Here is a 15714-nt window from a genome sequence, read left to right as displayed (position 1 = left end):
CGCGCGGGATGCGACACGCCCAGGAGGCGAGAACGAGCACCGGGGTGAGAAACGGCTCGCCGCGCCCCGTCCGCCCGTCACCCGAGTGCGACGACTCCCGCGAACCGGCCCGTGACCAGGCCCTGGGCGCTCGCTCGACGGTGCGAGCAGAAGCGCTCGTCCTCCAGGGTGCAGATCCCCGTGACGACGACCTGCTCCACCCCCCCGGCGCGCAGCTCTGCGACGACCCCCGCGGGCAGGTCGAGCGCGGGGGTGCCCCAGCTCGTGGTCGACGCCGTGCCGGGACGCGCCGCGTCGACCTCGTCGCGCATCCGGGCGGGCACCTCGTAGCAGCGGCCGCACGCGGACGGCCCGACGACGGCGCGCACCCGGTCGGCGCGCGCGCCACAGCCCAGGAGCGCCTCGAGCGCCGCACCGACGACCCCCTCGACCAGCCCCTGCCGACCGGCATGCGCGACACCGACGACCCTCGCCTCGGGGTCCGCGAGCAGGACGGGCACGCAGTCCGCGACCAGGACGCCCAGCCCGAGGCCCGGCTCGGCCGTCACGAGCGCGTCGTACTCGCCGCACGTGTCGGCGCCCACCGCCCGCTCGCTCCGCGCCACCCGGTCCTCCCCGGACAGCACGCGCACCCCCGCACCGTGCACCTGCGTCGCGAAGACGAGCGGCGCGCCGAGCCACCTGCCGACGGACTCGCGGTGGGCGAGGACGCGCTCGGGTGCGTCGCCGACGCCCAGCCCGAGGTTGAGCCCCGACCAGGGGGCCGGGGACGAACCGCCGGCAGCGCCCGTGAACGCAGCACGCACCCCCGGACCGAGGTCGACCTCGAGAACCGGGGGTGCGGGCAGTGCAGGATCGAGCACGGGGCTACTTGAGGAAGTCGGGGACGTCGAGGTCCTCGATCTTGCGGCGGACGGGCTCCTCGTCGTAGAGACGCGGGACCTCGACCTGGGCCGACCGCTCCGCCGCGACCTGCTCGGCGTTGTGGTTCTCCTCGGTCGGGACGACGCTGAAGGTCGGGATGGGCGCGTAGCCCGCCGAGACCGTCGCGGCGCCGCCACCGAAGGTGACCGGCACGTCGTCGGGCTCCGAGGCGATCGGGACGAGCGGACGCGGGAGCGTGTGGCTGCCCGTCGTGGCCGGGACCGCAGCGGGCGGCGCGGGCGCGGCCGGGACCGCGGGAGCACCCGCGACCTGACCCAGCGCGCGGGCGTCCTTGCGGACCTGGGGCGTGCCGCCGTCGAACCCGGCCGCGATCACGGTCACGCGGACCTCGTCGCCGAGGGCGTCGTCGATCACGGCACCGAAGATGATGTTCGCCTCGGTGTGCGCGGCCTCGTGGACCAGCCGTGCCGCCTCGTTGATCTCGAAGAGCCCGAGGTCGGATCCACCCTGGATCGAGAGCAGCACACCGTGCGCACCGTCGATGCTGGCCTCGAGCAGCGGCGAGGAGATCGCGAGCTCGGCCGCCTGGACGGCCCGGTCCTCGCCCCGTGCGGAGCCGATGCCCATGAGCGCGCTGCCCGCGCCCTGCATGACGGACTTCACGTCGGCGAAGTCGAGGTTGATGAGACCCGGCGTCGTGATGAGGTCGGTGATGCCCTGGACACCCGAGAGCAGGACCTGGTCGGCCGAGTGGAACGCGTCGAGGGCCGACACGTTGCGGTCGGACATCGACAGGAGCCGGTCGTTCGGGATGACGATCAGGGTGTCGACCTCGTTGCGCAGGGCCTCGATCCCCTGGTCGGCCTGGACCGACCGACGGCGTCCCTCGAACGTGAAGGGGCGCGTGACGACACCGACGGTCAGCGCACCCAACGACCGGGCGATGCGTGCGACCACGGGCGCGCCACCGGTCCCGGTGCCACCGCCCTCGCCCGCCGTGACGAAGACCATGTCGGCGCCCCGCAGGACGTCCTCGATCTCCTCGGCGTGGTCCTCGGCGGCCTTCTTGCCGACCTCCGGGTCCGCGCCGGCACCGAGCCCGCGCGTGAGCTCGCGCCCGACGTCGAGCTTGACGTCGGCGTCGGACATCAGCAACGCCTGCGCGTCGGTGTTGATGGCGATGAACTCGACGCCCTTGAGACCGACCTCGATCATCCGGTTGACGGCGTTCACGCCACCACCGCCGATGCCGACCACCTTGATCACTGCTAGGTAGTTCTGCGGAGTTGCCACGTCAATGCCTCTCGATCCTGTAGCCCTCAACCTTCACCCTCAACTAGAGGGTTATAGTTATGTCAGGTTGTGCTGTGTCGACGGTAGGTGCCCGCCCCTGCCGTATCAACGACCCGCCCGCGCGTGTCGGCGAAAACCTGTGCCATGGCCCACGTCACACCCTGCCGGGCGCGACCTGGACGCCTTCGAAGGCCCCGGACGCGCCCCGCGCGCACGTGCGCCTCACTGCGTGATCGGCATCGTGGGCGCCGACACGTCGAAGAGCCTCACGCCCTGGTTGTCGGGCAGCGCCCGCAGGGCCTGGAGCACCTTGACCTTGAGCGCCGCGTCCTCCTCGTTGCCCCACTCGACCACCGCGCCGTCACGCAACGTCATCTCGACCGCGTCCTGGGTCTGGGCCGTGACCTCCGCGACCTCGGCCCGCAGCTCGGGCGGCAGCACGTTGAGCACGATGCGGGCCGCCCGCAAGGACCGTGCCCCCTGCTCGTCGAGCGTCACGCCGATCTCCGGCAGCCCGTCCGGCACGGCATCGACCGTCGCCACCCGCACGCCGTCGCGGTCGAGCAGCGCGAAACGCCCCTCGTCCGGGACCGCGGCCACGGGCTCCCTCGACTCGAGGGTCACCGTCAGGCCGTCGGGCCAGGCCCGGAGGATCTGCACGTCACGCACACCGTTGAGCCCGAGGATCTCGTCGCGCAGGCCGATCGTGTCCACCCGGGGCAAGGGCACCCCCGCGGCCCCCGAGACGACCCCCTGGACCTGCGCGAGGTCGATCACCGTCCCCTCCCCCGTGATCGAGACCTTCGCCGGGTCCGTCCCGAGCACGGGAGAGAACATCACGACCCACACCCCCGCCACGACCACGGCCACGGCCGCGGACCAGGCCAGGATCCGGGTCCGGAGCCGGTGCCGACGCATCGCGGCCTTCTCCGCGAGCCGATCGGCCATCCCGGTCGAGACCACCCGGTCGACGGGTCGGGCCCCCCGACCCACGCCCTGCGGCCGGACGAGCGGCAGCGGCCCCGTCGACGACGGCTCGCGCGTCGCCCCCTGGGCCGGGCGGGCGTCGCCGGCCGGCACCAGCTCGCTCCCCCGGAGCACGAGCGGCTGCGTCGCGGTCTCGTCGTCAGCGACCGGGACCGGGGCGCGACCGGCTCTCGGCACAGCCCCGCCGCCGTCCGTCGCTCCCGACCGCTCCCCCGGACGACCGGACGCCCCCGGCCCCGGCCCCGGCTGAGCGGGACCGGCAGGACGGGCGGACGGCCGGGGGGCCGCCGGTCGAGGGCGCGACGGTGGGCGCATCAGTCCTCGGCCTCCCCGGTGGGCCCCGGGACGTCGCGCGCGGCGAGCTCCTCGAGGACCACCGCGCCGAGCTCGGTCACGTCACCGGCCCCCACCGTCAGCAGCAGGTCACCGGGACGCGCCACGGCGGCCAGCTCGCGCGCGGCGACGACCCGGTCCTCGACGCCCCTGGCCGCGCCCTCCGGCATCAGGTCCACGATCGTCCACGACCCCGTGCTCGGGTCGAGGTCCTCGCGGGCCGCGTAGACGCCCGTGACGACCACCTCGTCCGCGAGTGCCAGCGCGTCGGCGAACTCCTGCGCGAACGATCGCGTCCGCGAGTACAGGTGCGGCTGGAACAGGACCAGCACGCGTCCCCCGGCGGCCACGGGGCGTGCCGCGGTCAGCAGCGCCGCGACCTCGGTCGGGTGGTGCGCGTAGTCGTCGACGACCCGCACGCCCCCCGCCTCGCCCCGGGCCTCGAAACGTCGGCCGGTCCCCAGGAACTCGCCGACACCCGTCACCGCCTCCTCGACGCCCACACCCAGCAGGACCGCGGTCGCGACCGCTGCCGCCGCGTTGAGCGCGTTGTGCGCACCGGGGACCTGCAGGCGCAGGTCGAGCGTCCCGGCCCCGGGCAGGCCCTCCGGCGCACCGGTGGGCCCGTCCGGACCACCGGCCACGGTGAGGCGCGCGGCGACCCCCGCGACGCCGTCGGGCCGGACGTCCTGCAGGAGCACGTCGCTGCCCGGCGACGTGCCGTACGTGACGACCCTGCCGCCCGCCGCACGGTGCGCGTCCGCGAGGGCGCGCGCCCCCGGGTCGTCCTGGCACGCGACCAGCCAACCGCCCGGCGCGATGCGCCGCGCGAAGTCGACGAACGCCCGCTCGAACGCCTCGCGCGAACCGTAGTGGTCCAGGTGGTCGGGCTCGACGTTCAGCACGACCGCGATCGTCGGCGCGTAGTTGAGGAACGAACCGTCGGACTCGTCGGCCTCGGCGACCACGACGTCGCCGGAACCCAGGTGGCCCCCGGGGATCGCACCGTCGCTCGTGATGACCGAGCCGCCGATCGCGAACGACGGGTCCAGACCGGCCGCCCGCAGGGTCGTCGCGACCATGGCCGACGTCGTGGTCTTGCCGTGCGCACCCGCGACCGCGACCGACCGCCCCAGCGCCATGAGCGCGGCGAGCGCCTCCGAGCGGTGCAGCACGCGCAGGCCCGCGGCCCGCGCCGCGACCAGCTCCGGGTTGTCGGGTCGCACCGCGCTCGAGAGCACGAGCGTGTCCGCGCCCTCGACGTTGCCGGCGTCGTGCCCCACGTGGACCACGACGCCGTCGGCGCGCAGCGCCTCGACCACCGCGCTGTCCCTGGCGTCCGACCCCTGCACGCGCACGCCGCGCGCGGCGAGCAACCTGGCCACCACCGACATGCCCGCACCGCCGATCCCCACGAGGTGGACCGTGCCGAGCTCCTCGAGCGTCGGCGGCGTCGCGAGACCGTCCTGCTCCGTCATCGGACGACCCCCGCCGCCTTCTCGACCAGGTCCGCGACCCGGGCCGCCGCGTCCGGGAGCCCGGCCCGCGACGCGAGCGCCGCCATGGTGCGCAGCCGGTCCGGGTCCGTCACGAGCGCCGGCACGTTCGCGGCCACCCACTGCGAGGTGAACGCCTCGTCGTCGACCAGGATCCCGCCCCCCGCCCGTACCAGCGGGGCCGCGTTCAGCCGCTGCTCACCGTTCCCGATGGGCAGGGGGACGTACACCGCGGGGATCCCCAGCGCGGCGAGCTCGCTGACCGTCCCCGCCCCCGATCGGCAGACCACCAGGTCCGCGACCGCGTAGGCGAGGTGCATCTCCGACAGGTACTCGCGCACGTCGTAGCCGGGGAGCCCTGCCACGGCCGCCCGCACCGCGTCCGCCTTGCCCTTGCCCGTCAGGTGCAGCACCTGCGCACCGGTCGCGAGGACCTCGCGCGCCGCGCCCGACATCGCCTCGTTGAGGCTCTGCGCACCGAGCGACCCGCCCGTGACGACCACCGTGGGCCGTGCGGGGTCCAGGCCCAGCGACGACGCCGCGTTGGCCCGGACCGTCGGGCCGTCGACCCCGCGGTCGCGGACCAGGTCGGCGATCTCCCACCGCAGCGGCAGGCCCGTGACGACCCCGCCCTTGAGCGGCGTCCCCTCGAACGTGAGCGCGACGTACCTCGCCCACCGGGCACCCGCCCGGTTGGCGAGACCGGGCCGGGCATTCTGCTCGTGGATCACGATGGGCACGCCGCGGCGGTTCGCCGCGATGTACGCGGGCGTCGAGACGTACCCGCCGAACCCCACCACGACCTCCGCCCGGGTCTCGTCGATCACCGCACCCGCGGCGTCGACCGCCGCCTTGAGCTTGCCCGGCAGCGCGACCCACTCGCCGCTCGGACGCCGCGGCATCGGCACCTTGGGCACGAACCGCAGCGGGTAGCCGCGCGCGGGCACCAGGTCCGCCTCGAGGCCGCTCTCCGTCCCGAGCACGGTCACGACCGCCTCGGGGTTGCGTGCGCGCAGCTCGTCCGCGACCGCGAGGAGCGGGTTGACGTGCCCCGCCGTCCCGCCGCCTGCGAGCACCACCGAGCCGACTGAAGAGCTCACCACGTACCTGTCACCTGTCCTTGCTGTCGCTGATGTCCGTCCCGGAGAGGTCCGGGACCTGAGAGTAGCCGCGCCGGGCGCACCGGTCGTCCGCCCGCGGGGCGCGGGCCCGCGTGCCCGTCACCGGGTCTGGGGCCGGCGACGTCGTGGAAGGGCTCGCCGCCCCGTGTGCCCGACGACGGCGAGCGACCTGCGCACCACGCTCCCCCGCGCGCTGAGCGCCTCGCGGGCACCGGGCTCGTCCCGCGCGAACGAGATCACGACGCCCAGGGCCGCCATGGTCGTGATGAGGGCCGACCCGCCCGAGGAGACCAGCGGCAGCGGGACCCCGATCACGGGGACCAGCCCGATCACGACCCCGATGTTGATCAGGGCCTGGCCCACGATCCAGCAGGCGATGCCGGCGGTCGTGATCTTGACGAACGGGTCCGGGTGGCGACGGATGACACGGCTCATCGCGAGCCCCAGCACCGCGAACAGCGCGAGGACCAGGAGCGTGCCGAGCAGACCGAGCTCCTCGCCGATGACCCCGAAGATGAAGTCGTTGTGCGCCTCCGGCAGGTAGCTCCACTTCTCGCGGCTCGCGCCGAGCCCCACACCACCGAGCCCACCCGTCCCCAGGGCCCACAGGCCGTGGATCGTCTGGTAGCACTCGGTCGTCCCCGCGTTCGCGTCGGCCGTGTCGCACACCCCGGAGTACATGGCGAAGAAGCGGTTCATGCGGTTCGACCCTTCCTGGAGGGCCACGAACCCGATCCCGACGACCGCCGCCGACACGACCCCTGCCAGGGCCAGCAGCTTCCAGTCGACCCCGGCGACGAGGAACGCCCCCGCGACCAGGATCAGGAGGACGAGCATGGTCCCCAGGTCGTGCCCCGCCACGACCAGCCCCATCACGAGCAGGGCCCCTGGCACGGCCGGCACGATCGCGTGCTTCCACGAGCCCAGCAGTCGCTGCTTGCGCCCGAGGACCAGACCGAGCCAGACCGCGAGCGCGAGCTTTGCAGGCTCGGAGGGCTGGACCATGAACGACCCGAAGTTGAGCCAGTTGAGGTTTCCGCCCACCGCGTACCCGAGCGGGCTGAAGATCAGCGCCTGCAGCGCGACCGCGACCACGAGGAGGGGCCAGGCGGCGTGGCGGTAGAACCCGGGGGGCAACCTGCTCGCGACGAGCAGCACAGGCAGGCCCATGAGCGCGAACTGGGCCTGTGTCCAGAAGGCCTTGTACGGGGAGTTCCCGGCGGCGATCTCCGTGACCGCCGAGCTCGAGAGCACCATGACGAGGCCGATGATCGCGAGCAGCGTCGTCGCCCCGACCAGGAGGTAGTAGCTCGTCACGGCGCTGTTCCACTGGCCGAGCCAGTCGCGCTCCTCGACACCCGAGGTCTTGGTGCCCGCAGGACGACGGGTGCGCGGCTTCCTCGGGCCGGGGGTGGCGCCCTTGCGGGCACCGGGGATCCCGCCCGCAGCCGTGCTGGTCGGCCGCTTGCCCGACGCGCTCGTCGAGGCACCGGCAGCGCGCGGCGTGCCCGAGGACGGGCCGGCCGCAGGCTTCACGGACCGCGCCCGGGAGTCGTCCTGGGCGCCCTTCGTCCTCGCCGGGTTCCGAGGCGCCGTCCTGGCCGGACGGGCGTCCCCCTCGCCCCCCTGGCGAGCGGCCCCCGGCCGGGCGGCACCCGACGCAGGCTGCTTCGGCGTGGAGCGGCCCGCGGCCGAGCGGGACGCAGGCCCGCGCCCGCTCGTCGTCTGGGCCACCGGGCTACCTCTCGCGCTCGATCTCGGAGACGGTCAGGTCGCGCACGGCCCGGACGAAGGCCTCGCCGCGCGCGGCGTAGGACGCGAACTGGTCCATCGACGCGCACGCGGGCGCGAGCAGGACCGTGTCCCCGGGGGCGGCGAAGCCCTGGGCGCTGGAGACGGCTCGTTGCATCACCGTCCCAGTGTCACCGGGATCGACGCGGACCACGGGGACATCGGGTGCGTGTCGGGCCAGAGCACCCGCGAGAGGCTCAGGATCGGCACCGATCAGGACGACGGCACGCAGTCGCGAGGCGCGCGCGCGGACCAGCTCGTCGAACGTGGCCCCCTTGGCGAGTCCGCCCGCGACCCAGACCACGGTGCCCGCGGGGAACGCCCCCAGCGCCGCGGACGCGGCGTGCGCGTTGGTGGCCTTCGAGTCGTCGACGTACGAGACGTCGTCGATCGTCGCCACCCGCTGGATGCGGTGCTCCCCCGGGCTGAACGTCCGCAGGCCGTCCCGGACGGCACGCGCGTCGACCCCGTGCGCCCTGGCGAGCGCCGCGGCCGCGAGGGCGTTGGCGACCACGTGGACCGGCACCACCCCGTCGGGCCCGGCGAGGTGCGCGAGGTCCGCGAACGTCGCGAGCTCCTGGGCGGTGCGGTACCGTGCCGGGTCGTCGGGAGCGGTGTGGAACGCGCGGTCCACCAGGACGTCCTCGATCACGCCGAGCTGGGCCCGGGCGGGTGCACCGACCGTGAACCCGATCGCCCTCGCCCCCTCCTCGACGTCGGCCTCCCGGACGAGGTGCTCGGTCCGGGGGTCCGCGACGTTGTAGACGCACGCGACCTGCGCGCGCTCGTAGATCCGTCCCTTGTCGGCCGCGTAGGCCTCGAGCGAGCCGTGCCAGTCGAGGTGGTCGGGCGCGACGTTGAGGACCGCCGCGGCCTGGGCCGACATGCTGTGCGTGAAATGGAGCTGGAAGCTCGAGAGCTCGACCGCGAGCACGTCGAGGTCCGGGTCGAGGGCTGCGCTCACCACGGGGGTCCCGACGTTGCCCACGGCCGCGGCCCGCAGGCCCGCGGCCGAGAGGATCGACGTGAGCATCTCGACCGTGGTGGTCTTGCCGTTCGTCCCGGTGATCGCGAGCCACGGGGCGGACGAGCCGTCCGCCCGCACGGTCCGCAGCTGCCAGGCGAGCTCGACCTCGCTCCAGACGGGCACACCGGCCGCCTGCGCCGCGACCAGCAGGTCCGACGACGGCGCCCAGCCCGGCGACGCGACCACCAGGTCGATCGCCCCCAGGTCCACCTGGGACCCGTCCTGCAGGTCGGCGTCGGGGGCAGACCTGTCGACCGTGACGACCGCGGAGACCCTCGGCCTCAGAGCCTCGACGGCGGCCCGGCCCGAGACACCGAGACCGGCCACCAGGACCCGCGCCCGCTCCCACGGGACGGTCAGTGCGTGGGGCGCGACCGAGGCCGGGACCCCGCCCGACGAGGCGTCACCCTCAGCAGGGGTCGCGTCGGGCACTAGCTGACCACCCATTCCGCGTAGAAGATCCCCAGCCCCAGGCCTGCGAAGAGGCCGGCGATCAGCCAGAACCTGATGACGATCGTCACCTCGCCCCAGCCCGAGAGCTCGAAGTGGTGGTGCAGCGGCGCCATCTTGAAGACCCGCTTGCCGGTCATCTTGAAGTACCCGATCTGGATCACGTCGGACAGCACGATGATGACGAACAGGCCGCCGATGATGACCGCGAGGACCTCGGTGCGGGACAGGATCGTCAGACCGGCCAGCGCGCCGCCCAGTGCGAGCGAGCCCGTGTCGCCCATGAAGATCTTCGCGGGGCTCGCGTTCCACCACAGGAACCCGACGCACGCGCCCATGATCGCGGCCGCGACGATCGCCAGGTCCTGCGGGTCCCGGACCTCGTAGCAGCGGGGACCGGCGGCGTCGAGGATCTGGCAGCTCTGGTTGAGCTGCCAGATGCTCACCAGGATGTAGCTCCCGAACACGATCACGGACACGCCCGTGGCCAGGCCGTCGAGGCCGTCGGTGAGGTTGACCGCGTTCGACCACGCCGTGATCAGGAAGTTCGCCCACAGGACGAAGAGGATCAGCCCGACCGTCGCCCCGGCGAACGCGAGGTCGATGTTGGTGTCGCGCAGGAACGAGATGTGCGTCGAGGCGGGCGTCCGGAAGTTCTCGTTGGGGAACTGGAGCGCGAGGACCGCGAACGTGACGCCCACGACCCCCTGACCGATGATCTTCGCGCGCGGCGAGAGACCCAGGCTCCGCTGCTTGCGGATCTTGGTGAAGTCGTCGAAGAAGCCGACGAGCCCCAGCCCCGTCATGAGGAAGAGCACGAGGAGCGAGGACACGCTCGGCGTCCGCGGCGTGTCCGACACGATCGACGACACGACGTAGGACATGGCCCAGCCGACCAGGGTCGCGCCGATGATGACGACCCCGCCCATGGTGGGCGTGCCGCGCTTGGTGAAGTGCGCCGTCGGGCCGTCCTGACGGACGAACTGCCCGTAGTTGCGGTGGATCAGGAACTTGATGAACAACGGGGTGCCCAGGAGGGCCACGAGCAGCGAGACGCACGCGGAGACCAGGATCGCGATCATGCGCGCACCTCGCCCGCGAGCTCGTCGCCCAGGCGCCACAGGCCGGAGCCGTTCGAGGACTTCACCAGGACCACGTCGCCGGGCAGCAGCTCGTCGCGCAGCAGCGCGGACGCCGCCTCGACGTCCGGCACGAACCGAGTCTCATCACCCCAGGACCCCTCTTGGGTGGCGCCGTCGTGGATGCCGCCGGCGCCTTCACCGACCACGACGAGCAGCTTGATGTTCAATCGGACCACGAGACGACCGATCTCGTCGTGAGCGGCGCGCGAGTCGGGACCGAGCTCTCGCATCTCGCCCAGGACCGCGACCGAGCGGCGCTCGCGTCCCGCCATGACCGCGAGGGCCTTGAGCGCGGCGCGCATCGAGTCCGGGTTGGCGTTGTAGGAGTCGTCGATCACGGTGATGCCGTCGGCCCGCTGCGTGACCGCCATGCGGTGCGGGCTGATCGCGGTCGCCTCGTTCAGCCCGGCGGCGACGGCCTGCGGGTCGAGCCCGACCTGGATCGCGGCCGCGGCCGCGGCGAGCGCGTTGGAGATGTGGTGCTCGCCCACGAGGCGGAGCTGGACGGGGTGGGTCACGGGCTCCGCGCCCCGGACGCGCAGGTCGAACGACGCGCAGCCCGAACGGTCCATCCCGATGTTCTCGGCGCGCACGTCGGCCGCCGGGATGGTCCCGAACGTCACGACGGGCCCGGGCGCCACGTCGGCCATCGCGACGACCCTCAGGTCGTCGGCGTTGAGGACGGCAGTCCCCCCCGGGGCCAGGCCCGTGACGATCTCCGACTTGGCCGTCGCCACGGCCTCGATGCCACCGAACTCGCCCAGGTGGGCGCTGCCCACCGCGAGCACGACCGAGACGTCCGGGGGCGCGATCTGCGTCAGGTACGTCAGGTGCCCGATGCCGCTCGCCCCCATCTCCAGCACGAGGTAGCGGGTCGAGGCGTCCGCCTCGAGCACGGTCAGCGGCAGCCCGATCTCGTTGTTGAACGAGCCGCGCGGGACCACTGTGCGACCGTGCGGGGCGAGCAGCTGACCCAGGAGGTCCTTCGTGGTCGTCTTGCCCACGGAGCCCGTGATGCCCACGACCTGCACGTCACCCGCGGCGCGCAGGCGGCGCAGGACCTCGCGGGCCAGCGCACCGAGCGCGGCCTGCACGTCCTCGACGACGACGGCCGGCGCGTCGACCTCACGGGAGGCCAGCACGAGCGCCGCGCCGTTGCCCACGGCCACCGGCACGAAGTCGTGCCCGTCGACGTGCTCGCCGGGGAGCGCCACGAAGAGCGAACCCGCCTGCGCCTGCCGCGAGTCGACGACGACCGAGCCGGTCACCCTCACGTCCGGGTCGGCGACCAGCCGTCCACCGGTCGCTGCGGCGACCTCCGCCGCAGTCAGCTCGATCATTCTCCGTGCTCCTTCGTCGTCTCGTGGCGCGCGGCCAGTGCGGCCCGCGCCTCCACCCTGTCGTCCAGGGCATGGTCCACCCCGGCGATCTCCTGCCAGACCTCGTGGCCTCGGCCCGCGACCAGGACGGTGTCCTGCGCGTCGGCCTCCAGGATCGTGTCACGGATCGCGGTGGCCCTGGGGGCGATCTCGACCAGGGTCGCCGCGCGGGCCGGCCCGCCGTGCCGGACGCCGTCGACGGCCCCTGGCTCGACGCGCGCCGCGGCGGCCTGCTGCGCCGCCCTCGCCCCGGCGAGCACCTCGGCGCGGATCGCGGCCGGGTCCTCGCCGTGCGGGTCGTCGTCGGTGACGACGACGACGTCGGCCCCCTCGACCGCCACCGCCCCCATGCTGGGCCGCTTGCCCTTGTCCCGGTCGCCCGTCGCGCCGAAGACCACGACGAGCCGGCCCGTCGTCGTCGGGCGCAGTGCGGCCAGGGCCAGCGAGAGCGCGTCGGTGTTGTGCGCGAAGTCCACGACCACCCGCGGCGACGACCCCACGACCTCCATGCGACCGGGGACCTGGGTGCTCACGTCTCCCGCGGCCTCCAGCGCCACCTGCACGTCGCGCAGGTCCGCACCGGCCTCGAGGACCATGGTCAGCGCCAGGGCGGCGTTGGCCACGTTGAACCCGCCGGGCAGCGCGGTCGACGTGCGCAGCTCGCGTCCGTCGCGGTGGCGCAGGACGAAGCCGCTGCCGGTGCCCTCCGCGGCGTCCAGGGCCCGAACGTCCGACACGGTCCAGTCGGCGCCCTCGGTGGCGGCAGGAGCGTCGAGGTCGCCGCCCGTGCCGGTCGTGACCGCGAGGGTCGCGACCGGGATCGTCGCGACCTCCGCCAGGCGCCGGCCCCACGCGTCGTCCACGACGACCACACCGCGCCGCGCGTGCTGCGGCGTGAACAGGGCGGCCTTCGCGTCGAAGTACTCCTGCAGGTCCCCGTGGAAGTCGAGGTGGTCCTGGCTCAGGTTGGTGAAGCCCGCCACGTCGAACACGATGCCGTCGACCCGGTGCAGCGAGAGCGCGTGCGAGGACACCTCCATCGCGAGCGTGCCCACCCCGTCCTCGCGCATCGTGGCGAGCAGGGCCTGCAGGTCCGCGGCCTCGGGCGTCGTGAGGCGGCTGGGCAGCACGCGGTCGCCCGAGCGCATCTCGACCGTCCCGATCAGCCCGCCCTTCCAGCCGAGCGCGCGCAGGAGGTGGTCCAGCAGGTACGTCGTGGTCGTCTTGCCGTTGGTCCCCGTGACCGCGAAGGTCGTCAGCTGTGTCGCGGGCTCCCCGTAGACCCAGGCGGCGACGTGGCCCAGGACGCCCCGCGGGTCCTCGGTGACGAGGACCGGCACGCGGGGTGCGCCCGTCTCGGCCACGAGGCGCGCTCCCTGGGGGTCCGTCAGCACGGCGCGCGCGCCACGGCCGATCGCGTCGCGCGCGAACCTCGCGCCGTGCGTGCCGGCCCCGGGCAGGGCGACGAAGAGGTCTCCCTCGGTGACGACGCGGTTGTCCGAGGCCACCGACCAGATCTCGGTCGTCTCGAGGGCGTCCGCCCCCTGGCCCGTCCCCGTCCCGCGGGCGTCGACGTCGAGGCCGAAGGTGGTCACGAGGTCCCGCGCGGTGCGGTGCACGGACGTGGCAGGGCGAAGGCGGTCGATCGGGGATGTCACGAGTAGAACCTACCGTGCATCCTGCGCGCGCCCCGTCGGGGAGGACGCCCGGACCGGGTACTTCACGGGACCTTCACGCACGTCCTGGCGTGCGTGGGCACGCCCGCACGGCCCGTGCGGCGGGCGCCGCGAGACGGACCGGGAGAGCGGCTCGCGCAGCGCCCGGCCGCAGCCAGCACGGCCCGACGACGTCACGACCGTCCGGGGGCAGGTCACCACGTCGTCGGGTAGGGCTCCTCGACCCTCGAGCTCGGCGGGACGTTCATGTGCTGGAGCGTGAAGCCCATCACGTCCTTGAACACCGGGGCCGCGACGAGCCCCCCGAAGATGTTGGTCCGCGGGTTCTTGAGGAACACCGACACGGTGTACCGCGGGTCGTCGGCCGGGGCCACCCCGATGAACGAGGCCATGATGTCGGTGAGGCGCCCGTCCGCGCCGACCTCCTCCGCCGTGCCCGTCTTGCCGGCGACCCGGTAGCCGTCGATCGCCGCTGCGGCTCCCGACCCCTCCTCGACCACGGCCTCCATCATGTGCAGGACCTGGTCGGCCGTCGACTCCGAGACCACCTGGGTCGCCTCCCGGTCCGGCGCCGGGACGAAGACCCCGTCGGGCCCGGTCGTCCCCTTGAGGAGGGTGGGGGTCACCCGCTTGCCCCCGTTCGCGATCGTCGAGAACACGCTCGTCGCCTGGACCGCGTTCACGGCCAGCCCCTGGCCGAACAGGACCGCGTACTCGGTCCGCCCGTCCCACGAGGCGGCCGGGGCGAGGAGACCGGCCGACTCCCCCGGGAGCCCGAGCCCGGTCTTCGCGCCGAGCCCGAACGCCCGCAGGTAGTCCTCGCGCGTCTGCTTGGGCAGGTCTTGCCCGACCATGACCGTGCCCGTGTTGGAGGACTCCGCGAGGACGCCCGCGAGGGTCAGGTTCTCGAGGCCGTGGTAGTGCGAGTCACGGAAGGTCTCGCCGTTCGACGTGGTGTAGGTGTAGTCGACCTCGTACCGGCTCTCCGGGGAGGCCAGGCCCTCCTCGATCACGGCGGCCATCGTGATGACCTTGCCCGTCGAGCCGGGTGCGAACACGTCCTTGACGGCGCGGCTGCCGTCCGCGACCCGCGAGTCGCTGCGGTCGTTCGGGTCGATCGCCCCCGAGTCCGCGAGAGCCAGGATCTCCTGGGTGCGCACGTCCTGGACCACGGCGATCCCGTAGTCGGCCCCGGTCTCGGCCACGGCCTTGTCGATCGAGTCCTGCGCCTTCCACCCGATGTCGCGCACGAGGGTCAGGGCCACCGAGTCGCCGGGCACCGCCTCGACGCTCTGCTGGGTGCTGCCCGGGATGCGCACACCGCTCGCGCCGCCCGCCCGCTGGAAGCTCTCGCTGCCGGGGGTCCCCGTGAGGAGGTCGTCGTACGTCGCCTCGACCCCTCCGAGACCCTTGACCTGCTCGGTCGTGCCGTCGTCGGACTGCTGCGCACCGACGTAGCCCACGATGTTCCCCGCGGTGGTGCCCGCCGGGTAGGTCCGCTCGGTCGTGAGCTTGGTGCGGATGTAGGCGGAGACCCCGAGCGCGACGATCTGGCGCTGGACCTCCGGGACCACGTCCTTCTTGAGGATCACGTTGCGGTTGATCCGACCGTTGGTCCCGCTGAGCTGTGCCGCGAGCTCGGGGGCCGACCGGTCGAGGATGGGGGCGAGCAGCCTGGCGAGCGCCACCGCTCCTTCGCCCTCGACCTTCTTCCCGTCGATCGTGTGCCGCGACGACGGGACGAACTCGGGGATCGTCTTCTGGTCCGCCGACACGGTGTACCGGTCGATCGAGGTCGCCAGCACCACGCCGTCGGCGTCCGTGATGTCCCCGCGGTGCGCCATCGTGACGTGCGACTGCGTGCGGGCCCCCTCCGCGGCGAGCGCGAGGCTCGGTCCGATCACGACCTGGACGTAGACCAGGCGCACCGTGAAGGCCAGGAGGACCACCAGGGCGACCCCCATGAGCCATCGCTGGCGGCGCTCGGGGCGTCCGGGGGCGGGCAGCGCCGCAGCAGCAGGCCGCCCGACCGCCGTGCCCCGACCGCCGCCACCGGACCGCGCGACGCCCGCGCCACGCGTCCCCGCCGGGCCGCGCCCGGAAGCCGACGCCACGGGCCGGTCGGCGCGCTCGG

Annotated in this window: 11 protein-coding genes; all 11 read right to left on the bottom strand. The window is 73.7% G+C overall.

The genetic code is table 11. From position 1 onward, the window contains the following. Nucleotides 1-77: 77 nt before the first annotated feature. A complete protein-coding gene (locus NHG27_RS10350; protein ID WP_497016246.1) occupies nucleotides 78-863 on the bottom strand; it encodes a purine nucleoside phosphorylase YfiH/LACC1 family protein in 786 nt (261 codons plus the stop codon). Nucleotides 864-867: 4 nt separating this feature from the next. After that, nucleotides 868-2178: a cell division protein FtsZ gene (gene ftsZ / locus NHG27_RS10345; protein ID WP_193718271.1), complete on the bottom strand. Its 1311-nt coding sequence runs from the start codon at nucleotides 2176-2178 to the stop codon at nucleotides 868-870. Nucleotides 2179-2400: 222 nt separating this feature from the next. Then, nucleotides 2401-3342, bottom strand: a complete 942-nt coding sequence (locus NHG27_RS10340; protein ID WP_497016245.1) for a cell division protein FtsQ/DivIB — start codon at nucleotides 3340-3342, stop codon at nucleotides 2401-2403. Between the two features lie 137 nt (nucleotides 3343-3479). Further along, nucleotides 3480-4976: a UDP-N-acetylmuramate--L-alanine ligase gene (gene murC / locus NHG27_RS10335; RefSeq protein WP_497016244.1), complete on the bottom strand. Its 1497-nt coding sequence runs from the start codon at nucleotides 4974-4976 to the stop codon at nucleotides 3480-3482. Then, nucleotides 4973-6094 (bottom strand): undecaprenyldiphospho-muramoylpentapeptide beta-N-acetylglucosaminyltransferase, encoded by a 1122-nt coding sequence (gene murG / locus NHG27_RS10330; RefSeq protein WP_497016243.1) that lies wholly within the window; start codon nucleotides 6092-6094, stop codon nucleotides 4973-4975. The genes murC and murG overlap by 4 nt, the downstream gene beginning before the upstream one ends. A gap of 120 nt (nucleotides 6095-6214) precedes the next feature. Continuing rightward, nucleotides 6215-7651 (bottom strand): FtsW/RodA/SpoVE family cell cycle protein, encoded by a 1437-nt coding sequence (locus tag NHG27_RS10325; protein ID WP_407671798.1) that lies wholly within the window; start codon nucleotides 7649-7651, stop codon nucleotides 6215-6217. 202 nt (nucleotides 7652-7853) lie between these two features. Next, nucleotides 7854-9380 (bottom strand): UDP-N-acetylmuramoyl-L-alanine--D-glutamate ligase, encoded by a 1527-nt coding sequence (murD, locus tag NHG27_RS10320; RefSeq protein ID WP_497016242.1) that lies wholly within the window; start codon nucleotides 9378-9380, stop codon nucleotides 7854-7856. Next, nucleotides 9365-10465, bottom strand: a complete 1101-nt coding sequence (gene mraY / locus NHG27_RS10315; RefSeq protein WP_193718266.1) for a phospho-N-acetylmuramoyl-pentapeptide-transferase — start codon at nucleotides 10463-10465, stop codon at nucleotides 9365-9367. Before mraY ends, murD begins: the two co-directional genes overlap by 16 nt. Continuing rightward, complete coding sequence (locus NHG27_RS10310; protein ID WP_497016241.1) at nucleotides 10462-11865, bottom strand: UDP-N-acetylmuramoyl-tripeptide--D-alanyl-D-alanine ligase; 1404 nt, start codon at nucleotides 11863-11865, stop codon at nucleotides 10462-10464. Before NHG27_RS10310 ends, mraY begins: the two co-directional genes overlap by 4 nt. Next, nucleotides 11862-13562 (bottom strand): UDP-N-acetylmuramoyl-L-alanyl-D-glutamate--2,6-diaminopimelate ligase, encoded by a 1701-nt coding sequence (locus NHG27_RS10305; RefSeq protein ID WP_497016240.1) that lies wholly within the window; start codon nucleotides 13560-13562, stop codon nucleotides 11862-11864. Before NHG27_RS10305 ends, NHG27_RS10310 begins: the two co-directional genes overlap by 4 nt. Before the next feature lie 212 nt (nucleotides 13563-13774). Then, the gene (locus NHG27_RS10300) at nucleotides 13775-15544 is read right to left on the bottom strand and encodes a peptidoglycan D,D-transpeptidase FtsI family protein (RefSeq protein WP_193718263.1); all 1770 of its coding nucleotides are present in this window, start codon (nucleotides 15542-15544) and stop codon (nucleotides 13775-13777) included. Between the last annotated feature and the right edge of the window lie 170 nt (nucleotides 15545-15714).

This window comes from Oerskovia sp. 140933 (genome assembly GCF_059651515.1).
Note: the sequence above shows the minus strand (reverse complement) of the source record. Positions and strands in the feature narration are given on the sequence as shown.

What these genes read in the sequence shown, in the direction of transcription:
- murC (WP_497016244.1), bottom strand. Translation starts at nt 4,976, where the DNA reads ATGACGGAGCAGGACGGTCTCGCGACGCCGCCGACGCTCGAGGAGCTC.
- murD (WP_497016242.1), bottom strand. Translation starts at nt 9,380, where the DNA reads ATGGGTGGTCAGCTAGTGCCCGACGCGACCCCTGCTGAGGGTGACGCC.
- mraY (WP_193718266.1), bottom strand. Translation starts at nt 10,465, where the DNA reads ATGATCGCGATCCTGGTCTCCGCGTGCGTCTCGCTGCTCGTGGCCCTC.
- NHG27_RS10310 (WP_497016241.1), bottom strand. Translation starts at nt 11,865, where the DNA reads ATGATCGAGCTGACTGCGGCGGAGGTCGCCGCAGCGACCGGTGGACGG.
- NHG27_RS10300 (WP_193718263.1), bottom strand. Translation starts at nt 15,544, where the DNA reads ATGGGGGTCGCCCTGGTGGTCCTCCTGGCCTTCACGGTGCGCCTGGTC.